Genomic DNA, 17600 nt, shown 5'->3' on the forward strand with positions numbered 1-17600 from the left:
TGTTTATTCATCTATGTAAATGGAAATAGTATCTTAATGACAAATTTGGTGAGGTGGAGGATGTCAAAAAGAAAGTTTAAGAACCGTTGGTTAATTGCTTTATCCGCAGTGGGAATTCATTTATCAATTGGATCAGTGTATGCATGGAGCAACTTTACCGTTCCGCTAAGTGATCAATTTGGCTGGACGGCAAGCCAAGTCCAGTTTACATTCAGTCTGGCTATTTTGTTTCTTGGTTTATCTGCTGCTTTCTTAGGATGGTTTGTTGAGAAACACGGACCTAGAGTGGCAGGCATCACCGCAGCTATTTTCTTTGGAATAGGGGTAGCAGGGTCAGGCATTGCGGTGAATGTTGGTTCTCTCTGGCTGCTTTACATCTTTTATGGAGTGTTGGGAGGTATTGGACTGGGGATAGGCTATATTGCACCAGTTTCAACTTTAGTTAAGTGGTTTCCTGATAAACGCGGTCTAGCAACTGGCATGGCAATTATGGGGTTTGGGTTTGCGGCTGCAATTGCTAGTCCCGTGATGGATGCATTAATAAGTTCAATGGGAATAGCAGCAACCTTTAATATTTTAGGTATCAGTTATTTTATTGTCATGATCGCATCATCTCTTTATATGTCAAGACCTCCTGAAGGGTGGAAGCCAGATAAGTATGACGAAGAGGCAAAAGAGGACTCTTCTCAGAAAGACTTAGCAAATATGAGAGCAAAGGATTCATTAAAAACCAAGCGTTTTTATTACCTATGGATTATGCTATTTATAAATGTAACTTGTGGGATCGCCGTGATTTCTGCTGCCAAACCTCTTGCAGAAGAAAGCATTGGAATGAGTACGGCCGCTGCTGCGAGTCTAGTAGGAATAATGGGCATCTTTAACGGTCTAGGCAGAATAGGTTGGGCAAGCGCTTCCGATTACATTGGCCGCGGCAACACTTATTTGGCCTTCTTCGTTTTACAGATCTTTTTATTTCTAGTTCTTCCCTGGACTGCAAGCATGGCGATTTTTGTTGTATGTCTCGCAGTGATTTATACCTGTTATGGTGGGGGATTCGCCTCGATGCCAGCATATATTGGGGATCTATTCGGTACAAAAGAACTTGGCGCGATTCATGGTTACATCTTAACTGCATGGGCCGCAGCTGGGCTCGTAGGTCCTATCTTTGCGGCGTGGATGAAAGATACTACAGGAAGTTATGAAAACAGTCTCATTTATTTTGCTGGTTTGTTTATTGTTGCTCTAATTATCTCTATCTTGACGAAATTAGACGTAAAACAGAAGCGGAGAGAAATGAATCAAGAAGAAAAATCTGCTTAACTAATTTAAACAAATGGAATTTATATACAGCCCTTCATGCGAATGGTACAATGAACTCTATAAGCTGACCCTCAAAAAAACCCTGAAACTACAAAAAAGTTTCAGGGTTTTTTAAATACCAGAAAGGCCTTAAAAGTATGGAAGAGATCGTCTACTACCTTTTCAAACTTTGAAAGGCTTTGGACACTTTCTTAGCAAACAATAGAGGCGGTTCAATGGATTGAAAGTGGAGATAAAGAATGGTTGGGCTTGTGAAGAGCCAATGATTGTGAAGTGCACTTATAATAATTCCATTTCTAGTGAGAATATTTATAAAATAAGGTACTTCTGCTTCTAGTAGAACAGTTTCACCAAGGTTGAGGGCATTCCCATATTGGTCCAAGGATTCAAACATGATTTCTGCGTGAAGTTCTGCCCTGCTGGGTCTTCCTTGAATCGTCACTTCAAGGTTACGATCTAATTCTACAGAACATACACCATTATGGAACTGTGGCGTACCATTTAAAATGGAGCCATATTGCTTACATAAGTCTTGAAATGTGTTCATAAGACACCCCTTTTGTTTTTTAAAAATCTATGTGGAATAGTTATTTTTAATGTTAAGTATTATGGGAAATGAGGAGGTTAATCATGCTTTTGTCCATACAAGAGATGAATAAAGAGTACATAAATAAAATAGTAAAGTGGAGATACGAATCTCCTTACGATTTTTATAACAATGAAGCTTCTGAAGAAATAATTCAGGAATTTCTAGAAGGAGAGTATTATGTTCTCCTCAACGAGCGGAACCAAATTTTTGGTTATTATTGTTTGGGTATTTCCGCTCAAGTACCCGCAGGAAATGAGAAAGATGTTTACCTTGAAGAAGGCATAGATATGGGTCTAGGGATGAATCCTGATTTTGTTGGAAAGGGGAATGGCTTGGAATTCTGTCAATGGATTCTAAATGATATTTACAAGCGCTCTCCTGATGCAATGATCCGCTTAACGGTAGCGACTTTTAATCAAAGAGCCATTCATTTATACAAGAAACTCGGGTTCGTAGAGAAGGATAAATTTCAGGCCACGACTGTTGAATTTATGACCATGGTGAAAGAGTAAATTCATATGGAAGGAGGCAATCGTGGGTGGAATATTTAAAAGATCGCCATTATGCAAGAGAATTACTTGATTGGGCATATGAGCAAAAACCTGGGCCTTGGAAATACCACTCAATCCATGTTGCTGAAGCAGCAGAAATACTAGCTAAAGCATTGAAGGAAAAAGGGGAGCCTATAGAACCAGAGATCGCGTATATCAGTGGATTATTACATGATATTGGCAGATATAAAGGGAAAACAGATGCAATTATTCATTCTTATGATGGGTATCGCTTACTGATGGATATGGGGTGGGAAGGTAATGCACAAGTGGCTGTGACCCACTCTTTTCCTCGAAGAAATGAGGAAATAAATACGATTAACGGGTGGGAGCTTATCCCAGAGTCTATGAAAAGAGAATTTAGTAGACTTTTAAATAAGTTTAATTGGAACGCCTACGATGACATTATTACTTTGTGCGATGCACTAGCGGAGGCAGAGGGTTTCACGATTATTGAAAGGAGGATTGTATCAGCTTCTATAAGAAATGGGGCAAATAAAGATTTACCAAAGCACTGGGAAGGATATTTTCTAATAAAAGAAAAATTGGAAGAAAAACTAAGTGAATCAATCTATCGTCTGCTACCTGATATTGAAAAATCTATTTATAAACCACTCTCCCTAAGAAATACACCAGGAAAAACTTTGAAATGATCTTTTAGGAGGTAAATGATGAAAATTGCACATGGTTTACCTGACAATAGTAAAAACGACCAAGAGAGACTCATTAAGCACGGATGGAATTTACTTAAAGAGCCAGATTCTTTTCTAAAAACTATATTGTTGACAATTCCTGTGATGTTTTTAAATGGATGGGCTGCAATTTTTATTATTAATTCTGTGTCTACTTTGACTTATGCAGAATTTGGTCTGACAAAAGACGGTTTAACTGTTTCTATAGGAATCATTCAAGTTTTACTTATTTTCTTCACTATTGTTGTCCACGAACTTTTACATCTTGTATGTGTTCCCCACTTTCTGACATCTAAGAAAACATACATAGGATTTACATTTTTTGGAGGATATGTATGTACAGAAGAACAATTATCTAAAGCAAGATTTGTAATCATATCTTTATGTCCTTTTCTTGCTTTGTCTGTTCTTCTTCCACTGGGCCTCGGAATGATGGGGTGGCTGACACCCACATTAAAAATTCTCATCATATTCAATGCAATTTCTTCTTGTGTGGATATTTTGAGTGTACTTCTAGTTCTTACCCAGGTTCCAAACAACTCTGTTATAAAGAACAATGGAACTAAAACGTTTTGGAAAGCAGGAAAGGGATTGGACGTGTAAATTCTTGATAGCTACATAGATTGTCGAAAAACACTTTTAAAATTTTAAATAAAAGAGGAAAATACCCTGTATTTATAGAATTCTACTTTTAAATGAGGACATTGTTTTTGTTTGTCAGTCATAATGTAGGAGTAAAAGTATTTAAGAACAATTTGAACGATAGGTGGGAGAGGTATCATTAAGATCAAAAAAATATTTAAGCGTACATTCTCTGAATGGGAACTGGTTTATGCGACGAAGGATTTGACCGAATATTATAAGGTTGTTGGCGCATTAAAGAATAATGGGTTCAAGCCGAAGACGAAGACATTGAGTCATTCCGGGATCGGAAGCGGTCTTGCTTGTACGTACCAGATTTTTGTTCATAATGATTTTATCCATGAAGCTACAGAAGTTCTCCAGTAGGAGTGGATGATTCCGCCTGTCAAAAAGAAATCTTCATCTAAAACTTTTAGAATAAGAAAGGCGTCCTCTTTATACGGGACGCCTTGTTTTACTTAAACTTATATTGTAAAAGGGGGTGGAATATCAATGGAGTTCGATGTGCTGCTTTCATTCTTGGCGGTCGCAGTTGCTCTTACTTTAATGCCTGGGCCAGACCTCCTTTTCGTCATGACCCAAAGTGTTATACAGGATAAATGGGCAGGTATTTTTACAGCTGTAGGTCTTTGTACAGGCCTTCTAGTACATATTACTGCAGCGACAATTGGAATATCGGCTATTATTTACCAGTCTTCAGTGATATTCTCAATTGTCAAATTTGCAGGTGCCATTTATTTGTTTTATCTTGCTTGGCAGGCATTTAAGCACTCTGGGAGTAAGATAAAAACTGAATCACGTCCGAAGCGATCTCGTTTTTCATTATTTAAAAAGGGAATCATCATGAATGTTCTCAATCCTAAAGTTTCATTGTTTTTTTTAGCTTTACTTCCTCAATTCGTACAGCAGAATGCAGGGAGTGTAACTGGACAAATGCTGGCGTTAGGAATAGTTTTCATGGTTCAAGCGTTTATTATATTTTCTATAGTTAGTATATTTTCAGAGAAAGTACAACAGTGGCTCCTTCAAAACGAATGGTTGATGAAACGAATAAATATTGTAGAAGCTTTCTTGTTAACTGCTATAGGTATAAATGTGGCCTTTAGCGGAAAGTAAAGTTTATTGACGGCAGAGGAGAATGTGACCATGAATCCAATACTAATGGATATAGAAACAAATATTGAAACGGATCGTCTATTGCTTAGAATTCCATTGCCAGGTGATGGTAAAGTAGTAAATAATGCGATTAAAAATTCGGTAAATGAACTACGGCCATGGCTTAGGTTTGTACAGGAAATTCCGAGTCCTGAAGAAACGGAAGTGAATACTCGAGAAGCTCATGCGAAATTCTTATCAAGAGAAAATTTACGCTATTTGATTTTTTTGAAAGACACTAATGAATTCGTAGGTTCCACAGGTTTCCATAATATTGACTGGAAGGTACGAAAACTCGAGATAGGATATTGGATCAATACAAGTTACAGCGGGAGGGGATACATGACTGAGGCAGTGGACGCGTTAACAGAATTTGCATTGGTAGGATTGCAATTCGCACGTGTTGAAATACGATGTGAGTCACGCAATTACAGAAGTCGATCCATCCCTGAAAAGCTTGATTTTGATTTGGAAGGAATCTTACGAAATGAAGATCTTTCGGTAGATGGCAAACATTTAACCAATACATGTGTTTACGCTAAAGTAACACCTCAAAGCATCGATGAGTTAGTAAGTAAGGGTTATTGAGGTTTATAAGAGGAGGAGATGGATATTAACGACGTCACTATTATCGGTGCGGGAGTAAGTGGTATATTTCTCGCCTATACGTTATTAAAAGAGAACGATAACTTGAATATCCATATGATTGATAAAGGAAAAAAACTGAGTCAAAGACAATGTCGAAGAGAGCAAGGGGAATCGTGTGAGTGTAAGGATGACTGTAACAAATACATTGGCTTTGCTGGACTAGGAATGTCAGAGGGAAAGTTCAACTACACGAATGATTTTGGAGGAGAGTTAGGCAGAAAGATCGGACCTGAAGAAACACTTCATTACATGAGAAAAGTAGATGCGGTGTTATGTTCATTCGGAGGATATCAAAAAGAAAAGTATAGTACTAGAAATGTAAATCTAGCTGATAAGGCAGCCAAACACTCCTTAGATGTCCTTTCCACAGAAACACGTCATCTTGGGACGGTTTTGGCTAAGGAGATATTTCAGCGTATGTATGAATACATGGAAAGCAGCATCCATTTTACATTTGAAACAGAAATATACTCCATCTATAAAAATGAATATTTTCATATTGAAACGGATCACGGCACGTTTCATAGCGAACGTGTGGTCGTAGCAACTGGGAAGAGTGGAAGTGAATGGTTAAATAGGCAGGCCCAAGCATTGGAATTGGATCAAGGGGAAACTCGACTGGATCTAGGGTTACGTGTAGAGATGAGAGGAAATCAATTGGACTCCATTCTTGACGAGACATTTGAAACGAAACTTCGGCAAAAAACAGACACTTATTCAGCGACCACCTATTGTATGAATCCACATGGACGTATAATCCGTAAATTTCAGCATGGATTAGTTATGCCTGACGGACAAAACCATCAAGAAATACACTCACCTAGTAGAAATTTGAATTTCACGTTATTTATTCCACAGTACTTTCCTACATATGAAAAAGCTATGAATTATGCGAAAAAAACTATAGGAAAGATCAATCAGAAAAGAGATAGAATTGTTGTCCAACGGTTGAAAGATCTAAAAAATCGAAAAGTCACTAATATATCAGAAGGAAGCATCCTTCCATCATTGCAGGGAGAATCTGGGGACCTTTATGAGGAGATTCCAGAACTCTATATTCATGCTACCTTGAAGTTTTTCACAAAATTGGAAGGATTATTAAAACAGGAGTTAGATGAAGATACATTGCTCTATGGGCTTGATGCAAAATTTTACGAACCTAAGCTTTTCACAGATAATTCTTTTCAATCACAACTTCCTGGTCTTTATCTTGTCGGAGATTGTTCAGGTGAAACACATTCTCTCTCGCAAGCAGCAGCAAGTGGAGTATATTTAGGTGAAGCAATCTCAAGAAATATTTAGTTTTTTCCTACAAAGGAGGGCCTATATGGATTGGGTGCGGATTCTATTAGGTGTCGGTTTGGTTTACTTTATGTTCTTCTTCATTGCTGTTGCTTCAGCCATAAAAAGAAGAAATCGATAAAAATATCTATTTAATAATAATGATCAAAATAAATTGCAGAAAACCTTGACTATGACCATTGTTTTTCTAGTGATTGCTATAGTTACCGGTTATCGAAATGGCGGGAAAGAATGGGAAGCAAAGGAGCATTACTTAGAACAATATCATAACTTAAACAACATCCCTTCGTTGCCACTGGCATCATCTTCATGAGCAAACTTCTTTCAATTAATTACATAATTTATATGAATAAAAAATTGTACAAAAAGGACCTGCCGTAATCACTATGGCAGGTCCTTTTTTGGTCTGGTTTTAGACGGTTTTGTGTTCCAATGTGTCATTTAGTTTCTTGAACTTATTCTTTATGACTGAAGTATCTGAAAACAAATCATGAATCCCTTGATGCTTTTTAGTAAAGGCAACTACTAAGTAAGGAAGTCCTAAGATGGCCATACTGATGTAACGACCAATACACTCCCTGAAGATGATTTGTCCGTTTGTAAGCGAACCGCCCTTCAGTGAAACCACAGTTAACCCTAAAATCATCTTTCCAAGCGTTGCTTTAAAATATTTTGTCATCAAAATAAAGTAAAGGAAAAATACAATTGAAGTGGTTATATTCGTTGCACTGAATATATCAATCCATAGCTTCCCATTCTCAAGGTTCAATAATCGTAATAGAGGACGTGTCACAATCGAATTTATTCCCCAAATCACAATCAGATCAATGAGATAAGCGACAAATCGAGAGCCAAACCCAGCATAGAGAAGCTTTTGAATGTCCGTTTTCTGCTTTTCCAAAATTGAGAGAACCGGAAAGTTTGCTGTATGGTTTTCAGGTGTTGTTTCCATATTTACCCCTCCTTTATTCACTGTATAGGTACATCATCGTTGGTCCTTGACGTTCGCTAATTAATTTCTCGATATATCGTACCTCGCTGTTAGGCATAAGACTCTCAGCTAATGGTAAATCGAAAAATGAACCGATGCTGTTCTTGAATTCGATGACTTGCGGGTTGCCACCTACCTCTTTCTTTAAATCTTTTAAGGCATCTTCACGAAAACCGATTTTGTCTACGAGTCCATTCTCTACCGCTTGTTTACCAGAGTAGATTCTTCCATCAGCTAGTTCATAAACCTTATCCTTTGACATATCCCTTCCTTCTGCAATCACATCGACAAATTGTTCATAGGATTCATCGACCAAGTTTTGTATGATTTCTCGCTCTTCTTTTGTCATCTCACGGGTCGGGCTCATAATATCTTTGTACTTCCCACTTTTAAAAGTATTGAATTTCACACCGTATTCATTAGCCAGCTCTTGATAGTTGATATTTTCCATAATGACACCAAGAGATCCAGTGAATGTCTCGTTAGATGCATAGATGCGCTCAGCAGGAGTAGAAACATAATATCCCCCTGAAGCGGCCATGCTTCCCATGGAAACATAAATGGGCTTGCCAGCATCCTTAATTTCCATTAGCTTATCGTGGATTTCGGCACTTTCATATACACCACCACCCGGTGAATTCACGTAAAGTAAAACGCCTTTTATAGAAGAATCTTCTATAATTTTGTCCAGTTGTTTCATAACGTGTTCATGTTGATAACCACTGCCGCTGAACGGGTTTGAATTGGACCCAGGAGTGTTCACAATGGTCCCCTCGATATTGACACGTACAATTCTATTGCTGGCGGTGCCATTTTCAATAACTTTCTCACTTAACTGCTGATTTCCAGAAAACATGGATTGTGAACTCTCAGAGAAATTATCACTTAAGAAAAAATTCACACTTTGGAATACGATCGCAATAATTAAAATGGTTCCTGCAATGATACTGGCTGTTATCCTTTTATTCAATTTAAATCCTCCTCATAGGTATGCAATTGTGTCTTATGTAAGAATAGTTCTGGCAACAAATGGAGTTGGATGATCTGTGTTTCTAACTATACTACAATTCGACCCTCTATTCATACGACCTTCTCCTGTAGAAAGTTTCAATAAGATAGCAGTTGAATTTATATTTTCTCTGTTTTACTACCGTTCATAATTGGATAGGAAATTATTCTTAGGAAAATATTACAATTTTCAGAATTGTCCATGATACAGGAGAAAATTACCATCAAGTTATGATATAGTATTAAAAGAATCTGTGAAACCGTTTGCACAAATGTGCGGCTGGTTTATTCAAACTACACACAGGTTATTAAAGGAGGAGATAGTAATGTTGAGGAGGAAAAGGTTCATGGCACTTGTAAGCAGCTTGGTATTGCTGATGATATTTTCAACAGTGACCCCGTTCTCAATAATTGGGAAAACATCTAGCCATGCGGAGGAGTTAACTAAAGGAAGTGTTCCTGAAGGGCACGTAAGAATCCACTATAAACGTCTTGATGGGGCATATGAAGGATGGGGTCTTCACTTATGGAATCAAGATGGTCAACAGCCTGCAATAGACTTTAAAGTAGACTGGGCTGATCCTGTATTATTCGATGAAACTTCTGAATGGGGTGTTTATGTAGACGTACCAGTTATCGATATAACAAATGGGTTGAACTTCATTGTGCACAAAGGTGATGAAAAGGATACGCCAAATGACAGAAGTTTTCCAAAGACTGGTGAAAGAGAATTTTGGATTGTCCAGGGTGAGGAAGAAGTTTATACGAATGAACCTTCGATTTATACCACAATAAATCATGCAGAAGTGGTAGAAGATAATAAAATCGTTGCCTACTTGAATCAAGTGGACAAAGAAGTTTCTGTGAATGACATAAGACTTATCGATCAAGAAGGAAAGCTGGTTAATATAAAAGTATTAGATCAGAAAGGGTCTGAATTACATATAACTACTGAACAATCTATTGATGTAACAAAAACCCATTCTATTGAAATAAAAGAAGATCGACAGCCAGTAAGTGTTGCATGGGAACTGATAGATCAAAAGTTTGCTTATAATGGTAATGACTTAGGTGCTACCTTACATGAAAACGGTACAGCCACATTGAAAGTATGGTCTCCTAAAGCAAGTCAGGTGTCCGTTCACTTATATGATAAAGATGATCAGTACAATGTTGTAGAAGAAAACATTGAAATGACCAGAAGTGAAAAAGGCGTCTGGGAAGTAGTACTGGATGAAAACAATACAGGCCTTAAGGACCTAAAAGGATATTATTATCAATACAAGATTACAGAAAGTGGAGAAACGAATTTTGCTCTCGATCCGTATGCCAAATCTATGGCAGCCTCAAGCGATGATGACGCAGACACGGTTGGTAAAGCAGCTATCGTCGATCCTTCTGATATAGGACCAAAACTGAAATATGCAAAAATCAAAGGATATGAAAAGAAAGAGGATGCTATCATTTGGGAAGCCCACGTGAGAGACATCACTTCAGATCCTGATTTAGAATCAGAATTAGACAGTCAGTTTGGTACGTTTGCTTCTTTCAGTGAAAAGCTAGATTATCTGAAAGATCTTGGCGTCACACATGTGCAGCTCTTGCCAGTTATGAAATATTACTTCGGAAATGAACTTGAAAATGATGAGAGGGAACTCAACTATTCGTCTTCAGGAAATAATTACAATTGGGGCTATGATCCTCATAGTTATTTTTCGCTTTCAGGTATGTATTCGGAGCGTCCAAAAGATCCAGAAGCGAGAATTGCTGAATTTAAGCAGCTGATTAAGGAGATTCACAAACGCAGAATGGGTGTCATCCTAGATGTGGTGTACAATCATACAGCTAAAGTGGATATCCTGGAAAACCTTGTTTCAGATTACTACCATTTCGAGGATACCGAGGGGAATACAAAAACGGGTTACGGCGGTGGTAAAGTCGGAACCACTCATTATATGTCTCGAAAGTTGATGGTTGATTCCATCAAATATTGGACCGAGGAATTTAAAGTTGATGGATTCCGTTTTGATCTAATGGGAGACCTTGATGCTGAAAGTGTTCAAATGGCCTATGATGAAGCGAAAAAACTAAACCCAAATATTTTAATGATTGGGGAAGGGTGGAGAACATTCGTAGGTGATGGAGGTCCGGAAAATGAAGTAACTCCTGCAGATCAAGATTGGATGGGTGAAACGGAAAGTGCAGCTGTTTTCTCTGATGAAATCCGTAATGAGTTAAAATCTGGATATGGAAGTGAAGGAGAACCCCGATTCATCACAGGGGGAGCTCGTGATATTACGACGATATTCAATAATATTAAGGGTCAACCTAGCAATGTCACTGAAGATGATCCAGGTGATATAGTTCAATATATAGCTGCTCATGATAATTTAACTTTACATGACGTTATCGCCCAGTCCATTAAGAAGGATCCAGCTAATCATGAAGAAGAAATTCAAAAACGGATACGCCTTGGAAATACAATGATTATGACTAGTCAGGGTGTTTCTTTCCTACATGCAGGCCAGGAGTATGGCAGAACCAAGCAATGGTTAGGAGAAGGTGTACCAGAGGCTAAATCTACATTCATGGCGGATGAAAATGGCGAACCTTTCGATAATCCATATTTCATCCACGATTCCTATGATTCTACTGATGCAATCAATCAATTTGATTGGGAAAAGGTCACAGAAGAAGGAATCCAAAAACAAACGATGGAATATACCAAAGGTTTGATTGCTTTAAGAAGATCAACGAACGCTTTCCGCCTGGGATCACAAAAGCTGGTCAACACCCATGTTAGTCTAATTGACGCACCTGAGATCAAACAAGAAGATCTTGTTATAGCTTTCAAGAGTGTCTCTACAGACCATACAGGGACCTATTACGTCTTCATTAACGCTGACAATAAAAAGCGCACGCTTTCTCTTAAAGAAGATTTGAGAAAAGGAAAAGTCGTTGTTGATGCTGATGAAGCGGGTACGAAAAAAGTAAAGAGTCCTAATGGTTATAACCTTAAAAAAGACAGTGTTACAGTTGATGCTTTAACTGCAGTAGTAGTTAAAATCAAACACAAATAAAAGAGGAAGCCCTCCTTGTTAAAGACAAGGGGGGCTTTTGATTATCCGTTACAAATCATAATGATATTCCCGTCCGGGTCCTTCAAATGGAAAAAAGATAAATCCTCAAATCTGATTAGATCAGATACGACTTGATAATCCTCATCTGTTGTAAATTGATAGGCCCGATCGATATCATCGGTGTGAAAATTGAACAAGGGATGAGGAGAAGGTTTTACTATTTTTGTACCGTTTGCACCTGCATCCAGAATCAGTCCTGTATAATCATTAATTTCCATGTTGTAGATGGGGAGCTCTATGTTTTCCTCTTCAAATTCTTGACCTAACAGCTCACAATACCACTTTACCGATCTTTTTAGGTCGCTCACATGAACGAATACCGTATTTAACTGGTTTGCAATCGGACTTTCCATTCTAGCCCTCCTTTAAGTTTAATTTCTCTTACACTTATAGAAGGATTGAAGTAAGAAAATTTTTACTTGGATTTAAGGATTTTTCATAAAAAAGAAAGTTACCCAGGTATACCTCCTTATTCAGAAGCCTCAGCTCCGTAATATTAGTGTGATTGATGTTAGATGGGAAAACGCACTTTCCGTGTGCAAGTGCTGACTTTGTTTTCCTGGGGCTCACCTTACTCATAAGTACACACTAAATTTAGTGGCTAGTCTTACTTTTCTATGATTAAGTTGTCGAATCCTTCTCCCTCATAAATGATCATTGTAATAAGTTTTATTGAAGATTTTGAACTAATGACCTAGTATTCTATTCCTGGATACATTAGGGAATTAAATGGATAAAGTTTTTGGGTGCTAAATTACCCGTATAAAAACATGTTTGGAAATAAATAGAAGTACATTTGGATGAGGTTGCTAATTATATCAGTCTAAATTTCCTAGTAAATTAGAATCCTTGTAGCCATTCATTAATTTGCGGAAAATTTAGTAAAATTGTATAATTCAGAACGTATGTTCATAGAACTACATATTATTTTTGGGAGGTTACTTACATATGAAAAAGCATGGATGGTATCTATTCGGGATTATTCTTGCATTAAGCATGCTTTTAGCCGCATGTTCTGGAGGGGAAGAAACCGGTGGAGAAACGAGCGAATCTGAAGGGGATAACTCTTCATCGAGCAGTGAACAAGTTTTACGTCTAACAGAGGGGGCTGAGATTCCTTCTATGGATTCGTCTTTGACAATTGATGCCATCGCAGCACAATGGTTAGGTGCTACGAAGGATGGCTTGTACCGTTTAGGGAAAGATGGAAAAACAGAACCTGGGATTGCAAAAGATCATAAAGTAAGCGAGGACGGACTTGTTTGGACATTTAATCTGCGTGATGATGCCAAGTGGTCTAATGGAGAACCCGTTACAGCTCATGATTTTGTGTTCGCCTGGCAAAGGGCCATTAATCCAGATATCGGATCAGAATACGGTCCTTATATGATGAATGGTGTTATTAAGAATGCAGAAGCCGTTTCTAAAGGAGAAAAAGACCTTGATGCACTAGGCGTTAAAGCTGTGGATGACTATACGTTTGAGGTTACCCTAGAAAAACCTACGCCTTACTTTGAGTCCATGACGGCCTTTGGTACATTCCTGCCGATGAACGAGAAGTTTGTCAAGGAGCAAGGGGAACAATATGCCATGGAAGCTGATGCCTTGCTGGCTAACGGACCTTTCATTATGACTGAGTGGGACCATGGAGAAGGCTGGACCGTAGAGAAGAACAAGGATTACTGGGACGCTGACAAAGTAAAATTAGAAAAAATTAAAGTGAATGTAGTAAAAGACACAGCATCTGCAGTTAACTTGTATCAGACAGATGAAGTAGACGTAGCTAACTTATCTTCTGAATTTGTTGATGAATATCGTAGTTCAGAAGAGTTCCGTGTAGAAGAAGAACCAACCATATTCTTTTTAAAAATGAATCAGGAGAATGAAATCCTTTCAAACGTACATGCACGTAAAGCAATTCAAATGGTAGTTGATCGTCAGAGTATGGTGGACGTCATCTTAAACAATGGATCCATTCCTGCTGGTGGAAACGTTCCAGCCAATTTTGTCCAACATCCAGAAACTAATGAAGATTTCCGTGAAATCAATGGAGCACTAGTCGAATCGAATGTAGAAAAAGCTCAGGAGCATTGGAAGAAAGCGAAGGAAGAGCTTGGCATTGAAAATGCAGAGCTTCGTTACTTGGGTGGAGATACAGAAGTAGCAAAAAATTTAGATGCATATATCAAAGATCAGCTCGAGCAGCTTGAAGGATTAACGATTCAAGTAGAGAGTGTACCTTTTAAAGTTCGTTTAGAGCGAGATAGCAATATGGATTACGATATCGAAAATTATGGGTGGGGTCCTGATTATATTGACCCTAACACTTTCTTAAACCTATGGGTGACAGATGGCGGGAACAACAAGACAGGTTATTCCAGTGAGAAATACGATAGCCTGATTAAAAAAGCGGCAACAGATCTCGCACAGAAACCAGTGGAACGATTTGAAACCTTCCTTGAAGCTGAAAAATTATTAATTCAAGAAGATGCTGTGATCGCCCCACTTTACCAGCGTGCAAGGGCCCAGCTTTGGAAACCTTATGTGAAGAATGTAACCTCAAACCCAATGGGACCGGATTACACATACAAGTATGCCTATATTGAAGGGAAATAGTTATTATTAAAAGGTCAGTCTATTCTTAGACTGGCCTTTCATTTGTTCATAGGCTAGAAATTTTAATCATAGTCTTAAATCAGATGGAAGGGTTTAGGAAATATGATGTCGAAAAGTAGAAAACGAACTTTTTTCAAAAGGAGAGGAATAATGAAGAAAATTATACACTTCATTGAGCAAGCTGCATACATGACGAAGAACCCATTAGGCATTATTGGGTTATTCATTTCTTTCATTTATGCGGTCTCTGCCCTGGTTCTTACACTGTCTGAGCAATGGCTCACCCTGAATCAGACCTGGGCTCTCGTTTGGTTTATCGTATTATTTCCTATTCTCATCTTAATTGCTTTTCTGTATTTAGTAATCAATCATCATCAAAAATTATACAGTCCTAGCGATTACAGAGATGAAAGTAATTTTTTTAGGCCATTGAACCCTGAAGAACAGAATGAAAAATTTGAAAAAGAAGCACAGCACTTATTTCCTGTTAATGAATCGGTTATTAACGATTCGATAATGAATAAAAAAGGGGATGGTCCACCGTCCACACAGCATGAAGCTGAAAACCTTAATCAAGCCTTAATGAATCATTTATTCAATGCTTCAAATTTTTATTTTCTGATTGAAGAATCAGTTTTAAGAGCGTTGGAATCTGATATGGATATTACCATTCGTCGACAGATGGCCTTGGAGACTGCTAAGGAACGGGTCAATTTCTCAGGTGTTGCCTTCCAGCCGGACGAATTAATAGGAGTAGAAATTAAATACGCCCCTACAGGAAGAATTGAAGAGGACCAGATAGAGAGTCTTGTAAAGATGATCGAGACGGTGATTGAATTCAACAGAGATAGACGGCCTATTCACTTTATTCTCTCATTTGTATCTGATCAACCTTTCAAAAATGAAAAGGAAACGAAGCTAGAAATCTACGAACGGTTACACGGTATTGCTTTGGTTCATTTCAAGTTTTATCTACTTGATGAACTTAGAAAGAAGAGTTGAGGAATTTTGTTCATCTACTAGAGCTAGGGGGAAACAAGTTGATGGTTTGACAGAGGGTTAGATGGAGAGAGGCATTTCTAAGTGAAATGCTCTTTTTTATGGAATAATTAAGCTTCTAGGTCCGTAGTCTTTCTATAGTTGAAAGGAGGTTACTATGAAAACAATAAAAAGTGGTAAGCCTTGGGGACATATAAGTTCGTTTAAGAAAGACCCTCTCTCATTTTTACAAATGGCCGCACAAAACGATGATGAGATTGTATCCTTTCGCTTAGCCCACAAGTCTGTGAGAGTATTAGTTAAGCAAGTGCTTGTATCAAAGACCACAGTGACTGCGCTCTCCTCGACGATGTACCTTCTCTTGACTAACAAAGATATCCTATAAAGAAAGTGTTATAAATGCAGATCCGCTTATAACTTTACGCCTCAAACAAGGGCTGCATGCTTATGTTGAACGCAGGTAGTAGATTGTTCAATTGTTCAAATTTCGGTACAATCGGATGGGGATCTGAATCTTAGACGAAATAGGTGGCTACATGAAACATATTATCATCGGGGCAGGAATTTTAGGGGCTTCTACCGCATTTCATCTTGCAAAAGAGGGCGAGGAAGTTGTCATCATAGATCGAAAAGATCCAGGACAAGCAACTCAGGCTGGAGCTGGGATTGTATGCCCGTGGCTTACGAATCGCAGCAATGAAGCATGGTACAGACTTGTTTTGGAAGGTGCAAGGTATTACCCCTCCTTGATTAGGAATTTAGAATTAGAGGGGGAAACCGAAACAGGATATTCAAATGTTGGAGCAATTAATATCTTTGATACAGAAGAAAAGTTAAATAAGAAAATGGAAGTGGCTTATAAACGTAAGGAAGAAGCACCGGAAATGGGAGAGATTACAAAGCTCTCTTCTGGAAAAACAAAAGAACTTTTCCCACCTGTTTCTGATAAATATGGATCTGTCCATATTAGCGGAGCTGCACGAGTGGATGGGGAGGCGGTATGTGAAGCCCTCCTTCGAGCAGCCAAAAAGAATGGAGCTGTTTTTATTAATGGGGACGCTCAATTGGTGACCACTGGTCATGAAGGAAAGGGAGTTCTTGTTAACGGAGAAAAAATTTATTCTGATCAGATTATCGTTACGAACGGGGCTTGGGGAAAAGAGTTATTCAGTTCATTAGACTTGTATCCAAAGATCTCATTTGAGAAAGCCGAAATTGTTCATTTGGAGTTACAGGGGGTAGATACAGAACATTGGCCTGTTATGCTTCCTCCTTACAATCATTACATGCTGGCTTTCGGAAACGGAAAGGTAGTAATTGGTGCTACAAAAGAGAAAACAAATAAGTTTGATAATCGAGTGACTATGGGGGCTGTTCATCAACTACTAAATAAAGCGTTGAAGGTAGCACCAGGGTTAGCAAATGCTTCTTATGTAAAAACAAAAGTCGGCTTTAGACCTTTTACCCCGGGTTCTTTACCTATTATTGGCTACATTCCTCAATATGAAAATATACTCGTAGCTAATGGACTTGGGGCGTCTGGACTCACTAGCGGTCCATACATTGGATCAGAGCTAGCTAAAATCGCTATCGGTAGAAAAACAAACCTTCATTTACCCGATTATGATGTAAAGAACGCCTTCCAATAACTCTTTGAAATAGACTGTATTTAACATTGTGTTTTGTAATTCTATCTTCAGCTATATAGCAGTATTCTGGAAGATTTGATTCCGAGATATCGTGGGTTTGTATATGTAATAGTGTTAGGGATGGCTGGAAAATAACTCGCTTTCCTGTGGGGGAACTGCCGAGTCTCCTCATTCGCTGCGCTCACTGTGGCGTCTCGCCTAGGTCCTTCTCCCACGAGAGTCTAGTCATTTTCCAGCCATCCCTGCTGTCATTAACCTCTCAAACCCACCTGGTTTCAGCATTTAGAGTGAGGCTAAT

Annotated in this window: 18 protein-coding genes; 14 read left to right on the forward strand and 4 right to left on the reverse strand. The window is 38.4% G+C overall.

Going from position 1 to position 17600, the window contains the following annotated elements:
- Positions 1-60: 60 nt before the first annotated feature.
- Positions 61-1320: an L-lactate MFS transporter gene (locus ACRYKC_RS14145; RefSeq protein ID WP_433807430.1), complete on the forward strand. Its 1260-nt coding sequence runs from the start codon at positions 61-63 to the stop codon at positions 1318-1320.
- 154 nt (positions 1321-1474) lie between these two features.
- Here ACRYKC_RS14145 and ACRYKC_RS14150 read toward each other — a convergent pair whose 3' ends face one another.
- Positions 1475-1867 (reverse strand): DUF1259 domain-containing protein, encoded by a 393-nt coding sequence (locus ACRYKC_RS14150; RefSeq protein ID WP_433807432.1) that lies wholly within the window; start codon positions 1865-1867, stop codon positions 1475-1477.
- 83 nt (positions 1868-1950) lie between these two features.
- Between ACRYKC_RS14150 and ACRYKC_RS14155 the strand changes: the two genes are divergently transcribed.
- The 8 genes from ACRYKC_RS14155 (at position 1951) to ACRYKC_RS14190 (ending at position 7212) form a co-directional block, all read left to right on the forward strand.
- Positions 1951-2421, forward strand: coding sequence for a GNAT family N-acetyltransferase (locus ACRYKC_RS14155; protein WP_433807434.1), 471 nt, complete (start codon positions 1951-1953; stop codon positions 2419-2421).
- Between the two features lie 26 nt (positions 2422-2447).
- Positions 2448-3113 carry an HD domain-containing protein gene (locus ACRYKC_RS14160; RefSeq protein ID WP_433807436.1) on the forward strand — a complete coding sequence of 222 codons (666 nt, stop codon included), beginning with the start codon at positions 2448-2450 and terminating at the stop codon, positions 3111-3113.
- An 18-nt stretch (positions 3114-3131) separates the two neighbouring features.
- A complete protein-coding gene (locus ACRYKC_RS14165; protein ID WP_433807438.1) occupies positions 3132-3755 on the forward strand; it encodes a DUF3267 domain-containing protein in 624 nt (207 codons plus the stop codon).
- A gap of 243 nt (positions 3756-3998) precedes the next feature.
- The gene (locus tag ACRYKC_RS14170) at positions 3999-4160 is read left to right on the forward strand and encodes a hypothetical protein (RefSeq protein WP_157130798.1); all 162 of its coding nucleotides are present in this window, start codon (positions 3999-4001) and stop codon (positions 4158-4160) included.
- A gap of 126 nt (positions 4161-4286) precedes the next feature.
- Entirely contained in the window at positions 4287-4910 is a 624-nt protein-coding gene (locus ACRYKC_RS14175; RefSeq protein WP_433807441.1) for a LysE family translocator, read from the forward strand.
- Positions 4911-4940: 30 nt separating this feature from the next.
- Positions 4941-5537 carry a GNAT family N-acetyltransferase gene (locus ACRYKC_RS14180; protein WP_433807443.1) on the forward strand — a complete coding sequence of 199 codons (597 nt, stop codon included), beginning with the start codon at positions 4941-4943 and terminating at the stop codon, positions 5535-5537.
- A 24-nt stretch (positions 5538-5561) separates the two neighbouring features.
- Positions 5562-6899, forward strand: a complete 1338-nt coding sequence (locus ACRYKC_RS14185) for an NAD(P)/FAD-dependent oxidoreductase (protein WP_433807479.1) — start codon at positions 5562-5564, stop codon at positions 6897-6899.
- 172 nt (positions 6900-7071) lie between these two features.
- On the forward strand, positions 7072-7212 hold the full coding sequence (locus ACRYKC_RS14190) for a hypothetical protein (RefSeq protein ID WP_433807445.1): 141 nt from the start codon (positions 7072-7074) through the stop codon (positions 7210-7212).
- A gap of 99 nt (positions 7213-7311) precedes the next feature.
- Here the strand turns inward: ACRYKC_RS14190 and ACRYKC_RS14195 are convergent, their stop codons facing one another.
- Both ACRYKC_RS14195 and sppA read right to left on the reverse strand, forming a co-directional pair.
- A complete protein-coding gene (locus ACRYKC_RS14195; RefSeq protein WP_433807447.1) occupies positions 7312-7851 on the reverse strand; it encodes an RDD family protein in 540 nt (179 codons plus the stop codon).
- Between the two features lie 13 nt (positions 7852-7864).
- Entirely contained in the window at positions 7865-8860 is a 996-nt protein-coding gene (gene sppA / locus ACRYKC_RS14200) for a signal peptide peptidase SppA (RefSeq protein WP_433807449.1), read from the reverse strand.
- 385 nt (positions 8861-9245) lie between these two features.
- Between sppA and ACRYKC_RS14205 the strand changes: the two genes are divergently transcribed.
- Complete coding sequence (locus ACRYKC_RS14205) at positions 9246-11978, forward strand: pullulanase (RefSeq protein ID WP_433807451.1); 2733 nt, start codon at positions 9246-9248, stop codon at positions 11976-11978.
- Between the two features lie 41 nt (positions 11979-12019).
- On the opposite strand, the gene ACRYKC_RS14210 is transcribed toward ACRYKC_RS14205, so the two are convergent.
- Positions 12020-12391 (reverse strand): VOC family protein, encoded by a 372-nt coding sequence (locus tag ACRYKC_RS14210; RefSeq protein ID WP_433807453.1) that lies wholly within the window; start codon positions 12389-12391, stop codon positions 12020-12022.
- 595 nt (positions 12392-12986) lie between these two features.
- Here ACRYKC_RS14210 and ACRYKC_RS14215 point away from each other — a divergent pair.
- From ACRYKC_RS14215 to ACRYKC_RS14230, 4 genes are all read left to right on the forward strand, one after another.
- Complete coding sequence (locus ACRYKC_RS14215; protein ID WP_433807455.1) at positions 12987-14654, forward strand: peptide ABC transporter substrate-binding protein; 1668 nt, start codon at positions 12987-12989, stop codon at positions 14652-14654.
- Between the two features lie 150 nt (positions 14655-14804).
- A complete protein-coding gene (locus tag ACRYKC_RS14220) occupies positions 14805-15656 on the forward strand; it encodes a hypothetical protein (RefSeq protein ID WP_433807457.1) in 852 nt (283 codons plus the stop codon).
- A gap of 154 nt (positions 15657-15810) precedes the next feature.
- Entirely contained in the window at positions 15811-16038 is a 228-nt protein-coding gene (locus ACRYKC_RS14225; protein WP_433807459.1) for a hypothetical protein, read from the forward strand.
- Between the two features lie 151 nt (positions 16039-16189).
- The gene (locus tag ACRYKC_RS14230) at positions 16190-17302 is read left to right on the forward strand and encodes an NAD(P)/FAD-dependent oxidoreductase (protein WP_433807461.1); all 1113 of its coding nucleotides are present in this window, start codon (positions 16190-16192) and stop codon (positions 17300-17302) included.
- Positions 17303-17600 lie beyond the last annotated feature (298 nt).

Origin of the sequence: Halobacillus sp. A1-3, assembly GCF_050971765.1 — a bacterium.
In the GTDB taxonomy this organism is placed as follows: Bacteria; Bacillota; Bacilli; order Bacillales; family Halobacillaceae; genus Halobacillus; species Halobacillus mangrovi_B.